General features: G+C 54.9%; 12 protein-coding genes. 5 read left to right on the top strand and 7 right to left on the bottom strand.

Annotation, left to right across the window (positions count from 1 at the left end):
• The first annotated feature begins 129 nt into the window (after positions 1-129).
• On the top strand, positions 130-492 hold the full coding sequence (locus Q5Y71_RS11890; protein WP_306042364.1) for a hypothetical protein: 363 nt from the start codon (positions 130-132) through the stop codon (positions 490-492).
• Between the two features lie 123 nt (positions 493-615).
• Positions 616-3,444 (top strand): pitrilysin family protein, encoded by a 2,829-nt coding sequence (locus tag Q5Y71_RS11885; protein WP_306042363.1) that lies wholly within the window; start codon positions 616-618, stop codon positions 3,442-3,444.
• Positions 3,445-3,685: 241 nt separating this feature from the next.
• On the opposite strand, the gene Q5Y71_RS11880 is transcribed toward Q5Y71_RS11885, so the two are convergent.
• Positions 3,686-4,462, bottom strand: a complete 777-nt coding sequence (locus tag Q5Y71_RS11880) for a DUF2884 family protein (RefSeq protein WP_306042362.1) — start codon at positions 4,460-4,462, stop codon at positions 3,686-3,688.
• Positions 4,463-4,674: 212 nt separating this feature from the next.
• On the opposite strand from Q5Y71_RS11880, the gene Q5Y71_RS11875 reads away from it, so the two are divergent.
• Complete coding sequence (locus Q5Y71_RS11875; protein ID WP_306042360.1) at positions 4,675-7,068, top strand: zinc-dependent metalloprotease; 2,394 nt, start codon at positions 4,675-4,677, stop codon at positions 7,066-7,068.
• 54 nt (positions 7,069-7,122) lie between these two features.
• Here the strand turns inward: Q5Y71_RS11875 and Q5Y71_RS11870 are convergent, their stop codons facing one another.
• Together Q5Y71_RS11870 and Q5Y71_RS11865 are read right to left on the bottom strand one after the other, a co-directional pair.
• Positions 7,123-7,956 carry a transglutaminase domain-containing protein gene (locus Q5Y71_RS11870; protein WP_306042359.1) on the bottom strand — a complete coding sequence of 278 codons (834 nt, stop codon included), beginning with the start codon at positions 7,954-7,956 and terminating at the stop codon, positions 7,123-7,125.
• A 4-nt stretch (positions 7,957-7,960) separates the two neighbouring features.
• Complete coding sequence (locus Q5Y71_RS11865) at positions 7,961-8,191, bottom strand: DUF350 domain-containing protein (RefSeq protein ID WP_299947211.1); 231 nt, start codon at positions 8,189-8,191, stop codon at positions 7,961-7,963.
• A 222-nt stretch (positions 8,192-8,413) separates the two neighbouring features.
• Here Q5Y71_RS11865 and Q5Y71_RS11860 point away from each other — a divergent pair, with 222 nt between their 5' ends.
• A complete protein-coding gene (locus Q5Y71_RS11860; protein WP_306042358.1) occupies positions 8,414-9,307 on the top strand; it encodes an SPFH domain-containing protein in 894 nt (297 codons plus the stop codon).
• Between the two features lie 101 nt (positions 9,308-9,408).
• Here the strand turns inward: Q5Y71_RS11860 and Q5Y71_RS11855 are convergent, their stop codons facing one another.
• The 4 genes from Q5Y71_RS11855 to Q5Y71_RS11840 all read right to left on the bottom strand — a co-directional run bounded on the left by Q5Y71_RS11855 (position 9,409) and on the right by Q5Y71_RS11840 (position 15,319).
• Positions 9,409-10,602 carry a CaiB/BaiF CoA-transferase family protein gene (locus Q5Y71_RS11855; protein WP_306042357.1) on the bottom strand — a complete coding sequence of 398 codons (1,194 nt, stop codon included), beginning with the start codon at positions 10,600-10,602 and terminating at the stop codon, positions 9,409-9,411.
• 71 nt (positions 10,603-10,673) lie between these two features.
• Entirely contained in the window at positions 10,674-11,822 is a 1,149-nt protein-coding gene (locus tag Q5Y71_RS11850) for an acyl-CoA dehydrogenase family protein (protein WP_306042356.1), read from the bottom strand.
• Between the two features lie 124 nt (positions 11,823-11,946).
• Entirely contained in the window at positions 11,947-14,100 is a 2,154-nt protein-coding gene (locus Q5Y71_RS11845; protein ID WP_306042355.1) for a 3-hydroxyacyl-CoA dehydrogenase NAD-binding domain-containing protein, read from the bottom strand.
• Positions 14,101-14,110: 10 nt separating this feature from the next.
• Positions 14,111-15,319 (bottom strand): acetyl-CoA C-acetyltransferase, encoded by a 1,209-nt coding sequence (locus Q5Y71_RS11840; protein ID WP_306042354.1) that lies wholly within the window; start codon positions 15,317-15,319, stop codon positions 14,111-14,113.
• A 388-nt stretch (positions 15,320-15,707) separates the two neighbouring features.
• Here Q5Y71_RS11840 and Q5Y71_RS11835 point away from each other — a divergent pair, with 388 nt between their 5' ends.
• The gene (locus Q5Y71_RS11835; RefSeq protein ID WP_306042353.1) at positions 15,708-16,949 is read left to right on the top strand and encodes an OmpA family protein; all 1,242 of its coding nucleotides are present in this window, start codon (positions 15,708-15,710) and stop codon (positions 16,947-16,949) included.
• The last annotated feature ends 46 nt before the right edge of the window (positions 16,950-16,995 follow it).

Below are 16,995 nucleotides of genomic sequence, written 5' to 3'. Positions count from 1 at the left end.
CTTTATGGGAAATAGCGCAGATATTTCTGGATTGTTTGTCAACACGGACATGAAAGTCCAGCGCCACCTGTTGCGCAATGGCAGTATTCAACCGGCGCTCCATGCGCGAGGCATGTCAGATATCAAACTGTGCGCAGTGGGAAAAGCCCTGATCGCAATGGATACAATATCCGCCCCGAGTGGTACCGACTGTGGCGGGATGTACTGCTGGCCACTGTGCGACAACACGACATGGAGTTCTCCCCGGGCATTGAAGTGGCCTGGTACCGAGCCATACAGCCGGAGATCGATATTATCCACCAGGCTTACTATGTCGGTTTTGCGTCTAAATCAAAGGAACTTGTCTTTGCCCCCGCTCCGACGGGTTTGCCAAATGCTGCCAGAGCCTATATAAACCCTGAACCGGAAGACCAAAAGACAAGTGCCGCCTCCAAATACCAGCAGAGATTGTTGCGGGGTTTGACGCTGGGCTACCATGCCCAGAGATGGTAAGCAGTCTGGAAAAGCGATAAACACAACGGTAGTTTTCCGGCTAACATTTTCCTGGCTGCTGTTCCCACGAGTATTACTTGCCGGGGAAGTGACCATTTGAGGCTGCCCGACAAGGAAACTGACATGAAAACTGTACTCAAGCACAGTATCCCTCTGGCACTATCGCTGGCTATTGCTGCCTGTGGAGAAGCACCCCAAAACAGTGCTACAAATCCCTCTCCGGCCGAATCAACCCTGAATACGGCTGCAGCGAAAATGCGTCCTGCAGAGCCACTGCAAATTTCTTATGAAAAATTCACCATGCCCAATGGTCTGCGCGTTATTGTGCACGAAGATCACAAGGCCCCGATTGTCTCCGTAGGCGTCTGGTACCATGTGGGTTCCAAAGACGAGAAACCCGGTCGCACGGGCTTCGCCCACCTGTTTGAACACCTCATGTTTAACGGTTCGGAAAATTACAACGATGAGTACTTCAAACCCTTCGAACTGGCCGGAGCTACCGGCATGAACGGTACCACCTGGCTGGACCGCACCAATTATTTTGAAACGGTACCAAGCAACGCCCTGGATATGGCGCTGTGGATGGAGTCCGATCGTATGGGACACCTGCTCGGTGTGATAACCCAGGAGAAACTGGATGAGCAGCGCGGTGTCGTTCAAAATGAAAAGCGCCAGGGGCAAAACCAACCCTACGGTAAAGTTTGGGAGCGCATGCAGAAGGCCATTTTCCCTGCGGGCCACCCCTATTCCTGGACCACGATTGGCTCTATGGAGGATCTTGAAGCTGCCACCCTGGAAGATGTCCACGAGTGGTTCAAGCAGTACTATGGTGCCGCCAATACGGTACTGGTGCTGGCGGGTGATATCGATCTTGAGACCGCCAAAGAGAAAGCCAGCAAATATTTTGGAGATATTCCCGCCGGCCCACCTTTGATCAAGAAAAAAGCCTGGATTGCCAAACGCGACCAGTCGAGTCGTGAACATATGTATGACCGCGTGGCCCAGTCACGACTCTACAAAGTCTGGAATACCCCTAACCTGACCCATGAGGATGCCAATGCCATCGCCTTGGCAGCGGCAGTGCTCGGCGACGGCAAGAACTCGCGGTTATACAAGCGTCTCGTCTATAAGGACCAGATTGCTACAGATGTCAGTGTACCTTTGTACGAATTTGAACTCTCCTCAATCTTTCAAATCATCGCCAACGCAAAATCTGGTGTCGAGCTGTCAGAAATAGAAGCAGCCATTGCGGAGGAACTGCAGCGCTTTCTCCAGGAAGGGCCAACGGCGGAGGAGCTGGCGCGTATCAATATGAGCGAGTACGCCTCCTATGCCCGGGATCTGGAGCAGGTAGGTGGCTGGAGCGGCAAGGGCGTTATCCTGGCCCGTGGGGAACTCTACCTGGACAACCCCACGGCCTACCTGGACAGTTTGAGCGTGAAGCAGGAAATCACTCCACAACAGGTACAGGCTGCCGCGCAGAAGTGGCTGACAAGTGGTGACTACAATCTTGAGGTGCACCCCTTCCCGGAATATGCTGTGGCGAAGACAGGGGCCGACAGGTCCAAGCTGCCGGAAACCGGTGATTTCCCCAGCGTGCCTTTTCCCAAGTTACAAACCGCCGAGCTTTCCAATGGTCTGAAAGTGGTGCTGGCAGAACGCCATTCGGTACCGGTAGTGGATATGCGCCTGCAGTTCGATGCCGGTTATGCCGCTGACCAGGGCAATACCCTGGGCACGTCCAGCTATGCTATATCCATGCTGAAAGAGGGCACCAGCAACCTGAGCGCGCTGGAAATCAGTGCCAAAGAGGAGATGCTTGGAGCACATATCAGCACCTGGGCAGATATTGATACTTCCACCGTGCGTCTCAATGCACTGAAAGCGAACCTGGATGATTCCATAGCGCTGTTTGCCGATGTGGTTCTGCGTCCGGCCTTCTCCGATGATGAAATCGAACGCAAGCGCACACGTTGGATCGCCGCCATCCAGCAAGAAAAAACCCGCCCGGTGGATATGGCCCTGCGCAGTCTGCCCCCGCTTCTATACGGCGAAAATCATGCCTATGGGGTGCCCCTCACCGGTTCCGGTAGCGAGGACTCTATCCAGTCACTGGGGCGCGATGATCTGGAGGGTTATCACCAGACCTGGATCCGTCCAGACAATGCCACCCTGGTGGCTGTGGGGGATATTACCCTGACTGAATTGACACAAAAACTGGAGCAGTATTTTGCCGACTGGCGTGCACCGGAGAGCGCTCTGCCACAGAAGAACCTGGCCCGGGTGGCACACCCGGAAAAAGTCAGTGTCTATCTGATCGATAAACCTGGAGCAGAGCAGACCATGATTATCGGCGGCTTGCTGGCTCCCTCTGAGAAAATCGCAGAGCGCGAAGCCCTGCATATGATGAATGACATCTTTGGCGGCACATTTACTGCGCGTATCAATATGAATCTGCGTGAGGACAAACATTGGGCCTATGGTGCCTATTCTTTTATGACCGGTGCCAAGGGACAGCAGCCGCTGATCGTCTACGCCCCGGTTCAGACCGACAAAACCAGTGAGTCCCTGAGTGAGTTGCAAAAAGAATTGCGCGCTTATACCCGTAACAGGCCCGCACGAGAAGAAGAACTGCAGAAGGTCAAGGATAAACGCGTCAATGAATTGCCCGGTCGTTTTGAGACCATCAATGCCGTGTCCAGTGCGGTCTCCAGTATGGTGACCTACGAGCGCCCTCTGGACTATATGGATCATTATGCCGAGCAGATCCGCAGTGCAAACCTGGATACGATCCACACTCTGGCTCGCGAGACCATTAAACCGGAGCAATTTATCTGGGTGATTGTCGGCGACAAGAGCAAAATTGAAAAAGGCATTCGCGATCTGGATATCGGTCCCATGATTGAACTGGATGTGGATGGCAAACGTATCGACGAACTGGCTGCACATTAATCTTCCGTGGAAGAGCACAGCAGGCGGTCGAAGAGTGCTTGGCACGATTTGGCTGCCTGCTGTAAAAAGCAAAGTGCACCGGCGCATTGCTGGTATCTGAAGTGAAGATGCGCCAGCTGTTCAGCCCGGCACGCTGTCTGGTTGCCGGGTGACTTGTCACTTTCAGCTGCCAAAACTGGTATATCCCTGGATAAAAGCCAAAAAAAAGGCCGCAGAGCGGCCGAGTCGGGGGGGATGAAATCTACTCTACTCTGACCAGGTCATAGCTTGTGAGTGCAGGGATTGATTGGTGCACTTGCTGTTCCAGCCGGTCAAGAGATGACAAAGATGCACACAGCCGCTCTGCGTGTTGTTCAATCTGATTTGAGCGCTGCTCCAGCATTTGCTCGGCCTCTTCAGTAACCTGCTGTTCAAGGTTTTGGCCAGCGGTAAATACCGCTTTAAGGGCGTGCCAGGCGATGGTGGTGGCGGATTCCCTGGCAAGTTGCTCTATGCGCGGTTCAAATTCCTCGGATATGGTTTTGTCAATGAAATCCCCGATCTCGGAATCTCCCAGTTGGTAGATTTCTCCCTCTCGATTGAGTCGTTCCTCGGTGCGCTGCAGCAGTTCCTTGGAGAGCCGCTGCAGTTCGAGATTGTCGGGGTGGTCTGGGCCGGCCAGGGCAGTTATCGCCATGGACAGGCCGGCCATGGCGATATCCATGGCCTCCAGGGTGATCAGTAGTGTTTCCCGCCCGGCACGGTGCAGCTTCTGGCGATAGTTCTGCAGCAGTTGCTGTTGTTGCTGGTTCAAGGGAATGGGCGTTCCATCGACCAACAGCCGCGTTGGGGGGCGGAAATGTACCAGCTGATCGCCGCTATCGGTGTTTTGTACCTCCAGGAAATCGGTGCCGACACGCACCGAATAGTGCAGAGATACATTGCAGTTATCCCCGGTGATGCTGGAGGCATCGTGGCCTACAGCCTGGGTTGCGCCCCCGAGCCCAATAAGCACTGAAATACCGAGTGGTTTCCACATGGAGTTTGTTCCTGCTGTTGTCGTCTTCTTCCTATGACGCAGTCTGTGCGCGTAATGGATGCAGCGTGGTGAAGAAATATTGGTGGTTGTTTTTTGTGCAGAGAGCGAGGCTTTTTACCGTGGCGCGCAGTGTGATTCTTGACGGTGACCGGAGTGCGGCAGGTAACATGGTCATGGCTGTTTTATAACGTGAATAAGATTGGGGGCAACCAATGTCTTTGAGCAGACCGTTGGCGGCACTGTGGCTGGTGCTAGTTGGGGCAGTGGCACAGGCCGGGGGCATCGTCGAGTACACAGTGGATATGCAGAAGTTCAGTGGGTATCACGACTTCTACTGGGATGAAAGCAGCGGCCGGGTACTGCTGGAAATCGAGGCGTTTGATCGAGAGCTGCTGCTCCTCACAGGCCTGGCGCAGGGGTTGGGCTCCAACCCGGTAGGTTTGGACCGCAACCAGGTTGGACAGAGCCGCTTGGTAAAATTCCAACGTGGGGGAAACAAGGTGCTTCTGCACCAGGTGAATATGCTCTATCGCGCAGAGTCGGAAAACCCCGCTGAGCGCCGTGCGGTACAGGAAGCCTTTGCTTCCTCGATACTCTGGGGGTTCGACATTCTGGCACAGGGCGAAGGCCGTGTGCTGGTGGACTTCACCCCCTTTTTGCTCAGCGACCAGCACGGTATCGGGCCTCGACTCAAGCAGGCTAAACAGGGCAGCTATACGGTGGATAGGTCCAAATCGGCCATTTACCTTGCGCGCACCAAAAACTTCCCCAACAACAGCGAGTTCGAAGCACAGCTGACGTTCACAGGCGCCGTACCGGGCAAGCACCTGCGCGAGGTAGTGCCGACCCCGACCCTGGTATCCCTGCGTCAACATATTTCCTTGATCGAACTGCCGGACAAGGATTACCAGCCGCGCCGCTTCCACAGTCGCAGTGGCTACTTTCCCTTCACTTACCGGAATTACGCCACCCCAATCGATCAGCCCCTGGAGCAGCGCTTGATCTATCGCCATCGCCTGGAGAAGAAACCGGGTAGCGATGAAGTGGTGGAACCCATTGTTTACTACGTGGATTCCGGGGTTCCGGAGCCTGTGCGCAGCGCGCTGGTTGAAGGCGCCAGTTGGTGGAATCAGGCATTTACGGCAGCTGGCTATAAAAACGCATTCCGTGTGGCGATCCTTCCGGAGAATGTCGATCCACTGGACGTGCGCTACAACGTGATTAACTGGGTGCATCGCGCTAGCCGTGGCTGGTCCTACGGTTACTCGGTGGCCGATCCCCGCACCGGGGAGATACTCAAAGGAAATGTGACACTGGGCTCCCTGCGGGTACGCCAGGATTTCCTGATCGCTCAGGGATTGCTGCGGCCCTACGGTGATGGATCTGCAGATACCGAGGCCCTGAAAGCCCTGGCCCTGGCCCGTATCCGCCAGCTTTCCGCCCACGAAGTCGGCCATACACTTGGACTTGCACACAATTTTGCCGCGAGCGCCGAAGAGCGCGCTTCGGTAATGGATTATCCCGCGCCGCTAGTCTCACTGCATGGGGATAAGTTGCTGCTGTCTGATGCCTATGCCACCGGTATCGGCGCCTGGGACAAGCTGGCCATTCAATACGGCTATGGCAATGGGGATGATGAAGGCGTGTTTTTGCAATCCATTATCGACGAGGCTCAGGTGCAAAAGCTGCGCTTTATATCCGACCCCGACTCTCGCACAATCAACAATGCCCATGCGGTTTCCCATCTGTGGGATAACGGTAATGACCCTCTGGTGGAGTTTGCGCGTATGCTGGAGTTACGCCGCCACGTTCTGGATAACTTTTCCATCGCCGCGAACCCCAGATCGGCCCCTCGCTCGGATCTGGAGGAGACTCTGGTACCAGTGTATTACGGGCACCGCTACCAGGCCGAAGCGGTGGGTAAACTGATCGGTGGCCTGGATTACGACTACCTGTACAACGATGCAGAACAGAACAGCTATACCCTGGTGCCGGCTGAGCGCCAGCAACAGGCCATCGATGCCCTGTTGACAACGCTCTCCCCCAATTTCCTGGCCTTGCCGGAGCAGGTGTTGCAAATGATTCCGCCGAAGTCTTACGGCTACAGTCGCACAGTTGAGAGTTTTCCCGCGTATACCGGTGTCGCTTTCGACGCGGTAGCCCTCGGCGAGGCGGCTGCAAATCATACCCTGTCCATCCTGATGCACCCCCAGCGGGCAGCGCGCATGAACCAGCAAAGCGCGCGCAGCAGTGAAATTCCCGGCTTCGATACACTGCTGTCTCAACTGACCGCCATGGCCCTCGACAGTGATCGCTACTCCGGATTGCAGGCCGCAATCCATCAGCGCGTGAACCACACCTATATTCAGCATCTGATGTTGCTGGCTTCCGATAACAGCGCCGCCGAATCGGTGCGGGCCAAGGCGCATTTGCAATTGGCCAAATTCCAGCTGGCATTGGGTAAAAAGAGGCTGTTTGGAGAAAACCCCCAAGGATATAGTGCTCACTATTACTTTCAGGCGAAACGTATAGAGGCGTTTATCAGCGGCGAACTGGAGGTCAAGGCGGGGGATATCAAGGAGATGCCGCCGGGTTCTCCGATCTGATGACCGATGTCACTGCAGGCGAAATAGGCTGCTGTTGCCGGTTTCGTCTGCGGGTTAACTGCGGATAAACTGTGACTTTTTAATCCAGTGGCTGCCGCGATATTTGTGGGTGGGGGCCTGGCTGCGCTTGGCCCAGAAGAAATGCCGGTTGAATTGAAACTCCACATTGTACCCCTCCGCCAGCGCAGCGAGCGGCATGGCCTGCCAGCTGCTCTGGCGTCGCTTGCTGGTGGCCTCGAGCAGATACTCCTGGTTATCCACAATGGCGACCACCCAGGCGTGTCCCTGACCCTTGTGGGTACCCAGTGCCACCCGTGCATCCACCCCCAATTCAATCAACCAGTCGGCCAGAAGAATGGCGTGGTCCTCACAATCTCCCCGTTTTTGGTAATAGGCCTGACGGGAAGTCTGCCAGACATCGGACAGGCCTGCATATTGTAGATGGTCGTACTGGTACTCTTTGTTCATTGCCAGAGTATAGAGCGGCACCCACAACTGTCTGGTTTTGAATGGCTTGAAACCCACCAGATAGCTGCTGGCAAAGTGATGCAGCTGATCCAGCCCCCGCGCAGAGGCGGTTGCCGCTTCGACGCCCTGCCAGTTCCATACGGAGACATGAGCGCTTTCTTCCAGGGTGCGCTTGGCTACCACGCGCTGAATGACCTCCTCGGAAAGGGACTGGCTACTTCCCGCCACACGTACCACGCCGTGCTGGCGGTCCTGTTTCAGAGATCTAGTACCGGTATTTGCATTTGCAATCCGGATTTTTGCATCCAGTGACGCCTCCTGCGCAAATTGGGCTCTAGCACCATACAAAGTGTTGCGCAGTATCTCGGGTGCCATCAGTGCCAAAGACAGCACGATCAGTAGCAATGTCCATTTGCGCACTGTGCTAGCCTTTCAGTCCGAAAGAAATAATGATGGCAACAAAAATCAATATTGTGGAGGCAAAAATAGAAACCGCAATATTGCCGTTTTTTAACTCACCCTCAATATCCACGGTGCGCAGCAGCTTTTTATCAATAGTTACTAATGCGGCGATACCAATAAACAGCGCGATCAGGGTATAGAGCAGGTTGATACCAAAGTTGAAAAAGGTTGCGGTTATAAATTCCAGTTGCATAGTGTCACTAGGGTGTAATTAGGTAAATAGTCCCAAATTTATGATTCAGTCGAAATCCGATCCGAGCTGATATTACGCACAAAGAATACCATATTGAAAAGGATTTTATTAACTTGTTTTTCTGTAGAAAACAAACTCACTTTTTGGATTCGGGATTCGGGATTCGGGATTCGGGATTCGGGATTCGGGATTCGGGATTCGGGATTCGGGATTCGGGGCATAATGCGTTTAATTTTTGTACTGGGGCTGTTGGAACTACTGTTGTTTACCCCTGCCTGTGCGGAACGGGTAGCAGTACTGCCGGCACAGGTTGGTAAGGTGCTCACCAAGAACGGCTACAAACCAGAAGTTGTACCGCCTTCCAAATTCCGCCTGGATATGTGCCTTTTTTATTGTGACAAACTGGTTACGCTGACCATTGCAGACTTTGGCCACCTGGAAAAATTCAAAGTCTTTATGCCCAAAGATCAGCTCAATATGAGCTTTGATGTGCGTATGACAGGCGCTATCAGTGACGGGGTCATTGATCATGTGTTCGACCGAATTCCTCCTGTGAATGACAATATCTCTGTAAAGCATGTCTACAATACCTATGCGCAACCGGTGATCAGGGATGTTGTGCGCAGGGTTGTGGCCAAGTATTCCATTAATGAGATCGCCTCCAGCCGGGAGTCACTCAGTCAGGAGCTGTTTCACGAAGTTTCCTCTGCGCTAAAGGGAACGCCTATTGAAATCAAGCGCCTGGGCCTTGCTGATATCCAGTTCCCCAAGGTCATAACCCAGGCCAAAGAACGGGCGGCAGAACGCCGTGAGTTGATTGAGCAGGAAAAAGCCCAGTTTGAGATTCAAAAGATACAAATGGAACGGGATCTGGAGCGGGAGAAGATGAATCACGCAATTGCCCGTGAGAAGGCGATTGGGCAAAAAGAAGTCAATGATCTCCCGGCCAAATCGGTTACCGACAAATACCTTGCCTACCGTACTCTGGAGGTTCTGGATAAAATGGCAACCTCCAATAACAAGGTATTTTTGCCCGTGGAGGCGCTGGGGACTATGGGTTTACAACATGCCGTTTTCAGTGAACAGGTAAAACAGGTGGCAGGGAAAAAGCAATAAAACCTGTTTGAATAGAGCAAAGGGTGATTGGTCTTACTCTAAAACCCTATAAAGACACGCGAGCCAGATTGCGCTGACTGGGGTTATGTTTCTGAATGATCTCAGGTAATAATTCCCTGTGCGTATATCTGCTCAATCTCATCGGAACTGAAACCCAGTGATCGAAGTACACTGCGACTGTGCTCACCGAGCGTGGCGCCGGCCTTGTGCTGCCGGCTTTTGACGCCATCAAAGCGGAAAGGCGTATTCACCTGACGCAGCCTGTCGCCTTGGGACGTTGTGGCAGTACAGAGCATCTGTCGCTCTTGCATCAGCTGGCTTTCTGCCGCCTCATTGAAACTCAGCACCGGTTCGACGCAGGCATCGCAGTCTGCGAAGGCTTCAAGCCAGGCTTCCAGGGTGCGCTTGCGTATAACAGCGGCAATATCTCCCTTGAGCGGTTCCTGTTGATCGTCTTCCAGAACCCGGCCTGTCCACTGGGGGTGACCAATACGCCGGAAGAATGTCTCGGCGAATTGGGGTTCCAGGCTGCCCACGGCCAGGTAGCGATCATCGGCTGTGCGGTAGTAATCGTAATAGCTGCCGCCATTTAACAATTCCAACTCCATTTGCGGGTCCCGGCCCACAGCCAGGGCACTTGCACCGCAGACAGCATTCAGGGAAAAAGCGCAATCGGTCATGCTGATGTCTATTTCACAGCCGTTGCCGGTCTGTAATCGCTGATAGACAGCGGCGAGTATCGCCATAACCGCATGGTGTGAGCCCCCGGCGAGGTCGGCAATCTGGGTCCCACTGAGGCCCGGGCCGCTGCGGCGGCGGCCGGAATAGCTGGCCAGACCGGATAGTGCCAGGTAGTTGATATCGTGCCCGGCGCGCTGCTTGAGCGGACCACTCTGGCCGTAGCCGGTAATGGAACAGTAAATAATGTCCGGGCGCATTTGGCGAAGCGAGTTGTAACCGAACCCGAGCCTGTGCATCACCCCCGGCCTGAATTGTTCTATTACAATGTCGTAATCTTTCAGAAGCCGCCGGACAATCTCCTTCGCGCCGGGATTTTTCAGGTCCAGAGCCAGGGAGCGTTTATTGCGGTTTATGCTGGCATGGGCAGCCGAGACTGCTTTCCCGCCGCCTACCATAGGGGGCAGGCCGCGCAGCATGTCCGGGCGTGTCGGGGATTCGATACGCAGGACCTCCGCGCCCATATCCGCCAGCAGCATGGTGGCGTAGGGGCCGGGAAGCAGGGTCGAGAAGTCGAGGACCCTTAATCCCTCGAGCGGGCCTTTATCATGGTTCATACTGTCCACGGCCTATATGTCTTGCGACGCCAAAGGCGGAATCCGGTGTGGTGTATCCGGGTCTGTAAGGATCAGGTGTCCTTGAGGAGTTCGCGTGAAATAATCAACTTCATGATTTCATTAGTGCCGGCGTAGATGCGCTGAACACGGGCGTCTGCCCAGGCGCGGGCGATCGGGTACTCCCACATATAGCCGAAGCCGCCATGGAGTTGGACGCATTCGTCAAGGAGCCTGCACTGGAAATCGGTGCTGAGCAATTTGGCCTTGGCCGCAGTGGCGACATCGAGTTTCTCTTCGTAGTGCAGTTCCAGGCAGCGGTCAACAAATACCCGCAGCGCGGTCAGCTCACTGTCCAACTCGGCCAGCTTGAATTGGGTGTTCTGGAAGGCGGAAATCGGTTTGCCGAAGGCTTTGCGCTCGCGTACATAGTCCAGGGTCCACTGAAGGGCGGCCTCGGCGTTGGCCAGTGCAAAGATGGCGACACTGAGGCGCTCCTGGGGCAATTCCTGCATCAGGTAGGTAAAACCCTGCCCCTCTACTCCGAGCAGGTTTTCCTCCGGTACCTTGACATTGTCAAAGAAAAGCTCCGAGGTATCCTGGGCTTTCATGCCGATTTTCTCGAGGTTGGTGCCTTTTTTGAAACCGGGGGAACGGGCATCGACAAGCAGTAGACTCACTCCGGAGGCCCCTTCACTGGGGTTGGTTTTCGCCACCACAATCACCAGATCGGCATGCTGTCCATTGGTGATAAAAGTTTTGGAACCGTTGAGCGTGTAGTGACTGTTGTGCTTGATGGCTGTGGTTCTGACACTTTGCAGATCGGAGCCGGTGCCGGGCTCGGTCATGGCGATTGCGGTGACAATATCACCACTGATGCATTTCGGCAGGTAGGTCCTTTTTTGCGCTTCGGAGCCGTATCGGACGATATAGGGCACAGCGATATTGGAGTGCAGGCCCCAGCCGATGCCTGAAAGGCCCGCGCGGGCAATTTCCTCGTCGATAATGGAATTATAGCCATAATCCAGTGCCAGGCCGCCATAGGCTTCGGGTACCTGGGGGCATAAAAAGCCCATCTCACCGGCCTTGTTCCACAGGGCGCGGTCTACCTGGCCGTCTTTTTCCCACTGGTTATGGAAGGGTTCGGCTTCATTCTCGAGGAATTTGCGTACGGTATTGCGAAACTGCTCGTGATCTTCATTGAAAACTGTTCTGGGTATCATCGTTAACACCACCATGCCTTGTTATTATCTGAAACTGTGCATTTATGGGTTCACACCGGAAATGCCTGAGTGTGAATTGCCTGTGAAACCATCGCTATCCATGCCTGAGAAAGGTTTGCGATAACTATTTATCGGTCAGAATTTGCTGTGACTCCCCCAACTGTATCAACAAAGCCGGCGGGGAAAACCTGTCGCCATAGGCCCTGGCCAGCTGTTGGGCGCGCTGGATAAATGCAGTAATCCCGTATTGATTGATATATTGCAGGGCGCCGCCGGTCCAGGGTGGGAAGCCAATACCAAAGATTGAGCCGATGTTGGCATCCCGCACACTGCGCAGTATATTTTCCTCATAGCAACGCAGTGTTTCTATGGCCATGATAAACAGCAGGCGCTCTTTCACATCCGCCATTGGCAGCTGTCTGGCCGGGGGAAATGCCTTTTGCAGACCGGGCCATAGATGCTTTCCGCCATTTTCTGGATAGCTATAAAAGCCGCCGCCCGCGGCCCTGCCGGGACGCCCCAGCGCCAGCATTTCATCTATTGCGCCATCGGCCGGGTGCGTGGGTATTGTTTTGCCTTCGCGCAGCAAATCGCTGGTGGTCTGCTGGCGAATCTTCTCCATAAGGGTCAGGGAAACTTCATCACTCACTGCCAGCGGCCCCACCGGAAAGCCCGCCAGGGCCGCGGCATTTTCGATACTGGCGGGATTGACGCCTTCGCTGAGCATCCCAATGCCCTCGTTGGTGAAGCAGCCGAACACTCTGGAAGTGAAAAAACCGCGACTGTCGTTGACAACGATGGGTGTCTTACCGATTTGCAGCACAAAGGCGAAGGCCTGGGCCAGGGTCCATGCACTGGTTTCCCCACCGCAAATAATTTCCACCAGGGGCATTTTGTCAGCGGGAGAAAAGAAGTGCATGCCGATAAAGTTGTCGGGGCGCGCACTCGCTTTGGCCAGGCCGGTGATCGGCAGGGTGGAGGTATTGGAGGCAAAAACGACCCTGTCACCCAGTTGGGCTTCGGCCTCAGCAGTGACCTTGCCCTTGAGTGCCCGGTCTTCGAAAACTGCCTCAATCACCAGTTCACAACCGCCCAGGTCAGCAGCACTGTCGGTGACCTGGATACGGGATAATACCGACTGCATACGGGCCTCGTCAGTTTGACCGCGCTGCAGGCGTTTTTGCAGGGATTTTTCTGCATACGCTTTGCCTTTCAGTGCCGCCTCCATGGAGATATCCTTGAGCACCACCTCAACCCCTTTATTGGCACAGGTGTAGGCGATTGCAGAGCCCATCATGCCCGCGCCGAGAATACCGATTTTGCGGATTGGGGTTGTCTCCACTTGGCGGGCTTCCTGGGGCAGGGAGGCACCGGCTTTTAATTCGTTGAGGGCAAACCAAAAGGTGCCGATCATGTTTTTTGCCACCTGCCCACAGGCCAGTTTGACAAAATAGCGGGATTCGATACGGGTGGCGGTCTCGAAATCCACCTGGGCACCCTCCACCACAGTGGCCAGGATCGCTTCGGGGGCAGGCAGGCACCCTTTGGTTTTTTTCTCCAGCATGGCGGGTGCTATCACCAGCAATTGCGCATTTTCGGGGTCACTGGCATCCCCGCCAGGCATGCGAAAATCGGGCTGGTCCCAGGGTTGTAAAACCCGGTGGTGACCATTGGCCAGGATAAATGCCCGTGCCAGGGTCAACAGCTCCTCTGTATCGCTGGCGATTTGTTGGATAAGACCGGATTTCAGAGCCTGCTCGGCGCGTACCTGCCTGCCTTCAAGTAAAAAGGGCAGGGCGCTTTGAATGCCGAGCAGGCGCGGCATACGTACGCAGCCGCCACCGCCGGGCAGCAGGCCCAGGGTCACTTCCGGCAACCCGATTTTTACCGAAGGTGCGTTCAGGGCGATGCGCTGGTGGCAGCTGAGCGCGATTTCCCAGCCACCACCGAGGGCAGCGCCGTTAATTGCCGCGACCACGGGTTTTCCCTGGGTTTCCAGCCAGCGCAAATTGGCCTTGAGGGATTCGCAGGAGGCAAAGAAGGCTTCGGCTTCATTTTCCTGCGCGGCATAGAGGGATTTGAGATCGCCGCCGGCAAAAAACGTCTTTTTGGCCGAACGCAGGATAATTCCCGCATAGTCTTCCCGTTTCAGTTGCTCAACTGTATCCTGCAGGGCGTTGGTAAAATCCCGGTCCATCACGTTTGCCGAGGCGTTGGGATTGTCCATAATCAGATGGACAATGTTGTCTCCGTCTTTTTCCAAGCGAATGGATTTCATGATTTTTCCCCTACACCCGTTCAATAATGGTTGCTACGCCCATACCGCCACCGACACATAGCGTCACCAGGCCGTAACGCAATTTTCGCTGCTCCAGTTCATCCAAAACTGTGCCTATCAGCATGGCGCCGGTTGCGCCGAGGGGGTGGCCCATGGCGATGGCGCCACCATTCACATTCAGCTTTTGCGGATCAATATCCAGTTCGCATTGAAAGCGCAGGACTACCGCTGCGAAGGCTTCATTAACCTCGTACAGATCAATATCCTGAACGGTCAATCCGGCGAATTTCAGGGCTTTGCGTGCAGCTGGTGCAGGTCCGGTTAACATGATGGTGGGCTCGGTGCCGACGACTGCGGCGGAGACGATGCGCGCTCGCGGTACCAGTCCCTGATCGCGCCCGGCCTGCTCACTACCTACCAAAACGGCTGCGGCACCATCGACGATACCGGAGGAGTTGCCAGCGGTGTGGACATGGTGGATGTTTTCCACCTGGGGATAGCGGGAGATGGCAACACTGTCAAAACACAGGTCTCCCGTACCGGCGAAAGCGGGCTTCAGGTCTGCCAGCGCTTCCATGGAGGTATCCGGGCGCACCAGTTGGTCGCGGTTGAGGATTGGCAGGCCATTCTGGTCCCGCACAGGCACGATCGATTTGGCAAAGGCGCCACGATCCCAGGCAGCCGTTGCCTTGCGCTGGGATGTCAGGGCAAAGCGATCCACATCCTCGCGGGAGAAGCCGCCGAGGGTAGCGATCAGGTCGGCGCCGATTCCCTGGGGGACAAAGCCGGTATCGATGGCCGTGCGCGGGTCCATGGCCCAGGCGCCGCCATCGGAACCCATGGGTACTCGCGACATAGATTCCACCCCGCCGGCCACGATCAGGTGCTCCCAGCCGGAGCGCACCTTGGCAGCGGCCAGGTTGACAGATTCGGCGCCTGAGGCACAGAAGCGGTTTAGGGTGACCCCACCGATATCCCAGTCCCAGCCCGCGGCCAGTGTCGCAATTTTGGCGATATCCGCCCCCTGCCCGCCAATGGGTGTCACACACCCCATAACCACGTCATCGATGCTGGCGGTATCCAGGGAATTGCGGTCTTGTAATCTGCACAATAAATCGGAGAGCAGGGTGATGGGTTTGACTTCATACAGAGCGCCACTGGGTTTCCCCTTTCCCCGGGGGGTGCGGATGGCATCGTAGATATACGCTTCTGTGGGCACGGTTTGGGCCTCTCTATTGCGGATTGCGGATATAACCTTAATCGTGTGTGGGGCCGGTGCAATGATAAAAGGCGCCAGCGGTGGTGACGCCGGTATTGGCTGAGATAGTTTATCGGGTAAAGGCGGATTGGGGCAGTTATTTCAATTCAACCTCACCGGGCGGCCGGGCTGACGTACATTCCCAAAAGAGCCTTGTTATTTTTGCTGCCGGACCAATATTTTTGGCGGCTAAATTTGTAATGCCAGTCACAGGTTCCCCCCAAGTGTATAAGCTGGCTTTTAAAATACACGATAAATATTCAATCTGCGCATACCTTCCCATCCGGGAGGAATAAAGCAATACCGTCTTCTGGATGTGGGATAAGCAGGCAAGCTGGGAGGTTTGATTATGGTGGAAAATCTACTGGATCTGGCGGTGGGCAAAATGGGCGCTGCAGGCATTGACTCTCTGGCCCAGGCACTGGGCATTCCGATTGAAAAAAGTCAGGCTGCCCTGGATACCGGCCTCGCAACGGTTCTGGCTGGAATGCTGAACAGAGCCAGTAGTAAAACCGGAATGGGCTACCTGTTCAATATGATCAGTGACGCCGGTGAACTGGACTTGTCCTCTCTATCAGAGAGTTTTACAGAGCCGGAAAAATTCGAGGCCATTCAACAGAATGGCGCAGAAATGCTCAAGAAAGTGTTTGGCACCCGAACCGAAGCAGCGGCGGAACTGACCGCTACCACGTTGGATGGCGGCAGCGGCAATACACTGCTCAATACGACAGTGGTACTGGCAACTTCGCTGTTGGGTGAGCAGGTGAAACTCCACAAAATGGACCTATCTGACCTGGCCTCACTTCTTATCGGCCAGCGGGAATTCATCCGGGATAAAATACCCAAAGGCCTTTTAAACGTCTTCGATGTGCCGGATTTTGACAAACTGGGTGCTTCGTTGGTAACACACGGCCATTCCAAGCCCCAGGAGCCGCGGCCCGAGGCATTGCACCACTCTGGAAAAAAGCGCAAGCCCGTAAGTTTCAGCAGCTGGTTTTTTCCTCTACTGGTGATACTGGTGGTGCTGTATGCGTTGAACATGTGCATGAAGAAAGGAAAAGATGAAATGACGGAGCAGGAGCCTTCCATGACACCGGAGGAATCTGCCTTTATGGAGTCCCCTTCGGAGCCGGTGGGCGACTCCCCCCTGGCCAATGGTGATGCTCAGGCGGACTCGAGATCAGATGATTTTGCCGGCAATCTGCGCGAGTATCTGAAAAATAGTGCTCGGGAGCCAAACCGGCAATTTCCCATGCAGGTGAATTTTCAGGCGCGCACGGCCAGGATTATCAATTCCTCGGCACCGGATATTGACGCCCTCGCAAAGATACTGCAGGAGAACCCCAAGATTACAATTGCCATAGAGGGTCACGTGAAAGGCCAGGGAGATGAGATTGCGGAGCAGGAAACCTCGCAGGAACGCGCGGATGTGGTACGTGGAGTGCTGTTGCAAAAAGGCATCGCCGCCGACCGCATCACGGCCATCGGCATGGGTTCTGCCAGATCAGTGGGAGAAGATATGGCCGGTGGAGTGGAAAACCAGTCCTTAAAGAACCCGCAGATCAGCGTAAGGGTGGTGACTTTTCAGTAATGCTGGATTGATCGACCAAGAGGGGGTTTTTATAAGATACTTCGAC

It is taken from the genome of Microbulbifer sp. 2205BS26-8, assembly GCF_030731025.1.
Lineage (GTDB): Bacteria > Pseudomonadota > Gammaproteobacteria > Pseudomonadales > Cellvibrionaceae > Microbulbifer > Microbulbifer spongiae.
The sequence above is the reverse complement of the archived record's forward strand: the minus strand, read 5'-3'. Positions and strand labels throughout refer to the sequence as shown.

Excerpts from the sequence above, each read along its gene's own strand:
- Q5Y71_RS11880 (WP_306042362.1), bottom strand. The coding sequence starts at position 4,462 with ATGTGGAAACCACTCGGTATTTCAGTGCTTATTGGGCTCGGGGGCGCA.
- Q5Y71_RS11845 (WP_306042355.1), bottom strand. The coding sequence starts at position 14,100 with ATGAAATCCATTCGCTTGGAAAAAGACGGAGACAACATTGTCCATCTG.
- Q5Y71_RS11850 (WP_306042356.1), bottom strand. The coding sequence starts at position 11,822 with ATGATACCCAGAACAGTTTTCAATGAAGATCACGAGCAGTTTCGCAAT.
- Q5Y71_RS11885 (WP_306042363.1), top strand. The coding sequence starts at position 616 with ATGAAAACTGTACTCAAGCACAGTATCCCTCTGGCACTATCGCTGGCT.
- Q5Y71_RS11865 (WP_299947211.1), bottom strand. The coding sequence starts at position 8,191 with ATGCAACTGGAATTTATAACCGCAACCTTTTTCAACTTTGGTATCAAC.
- Q5Y71_RS11860 (WP_306042358.1), top strand. The coding sequence starts at position 8,414 with ATGCGTTTAATTTTTGTACTGGGGCTGTTGGAACTACTGTTGTTTACC.
- Q5Y71_RS11835 (WP_306042353.1), top strand. The coding sequence starts at position 15,708 with ATGGTGGAAAATCTACTGGATCTGGCGGTGGGCAAAATGGGCGCTGCA.
- Q5Y71_RS11875 (WP_306042360.1), top strand. The coding sequence starts at position 4,675 with ATGTCTTTGAGCAGACCGTTGGCGGCACTGTGGCTGGTGCTAGTTGGG.
- Q5Y71_RS11855 (WP_306042357.1), bottom strand. The coding sequence starts at position 10,602 with ATGAACCATGATAAAGGCCCGCTCGAGGGATTAAGGGTCCTCGACTTC.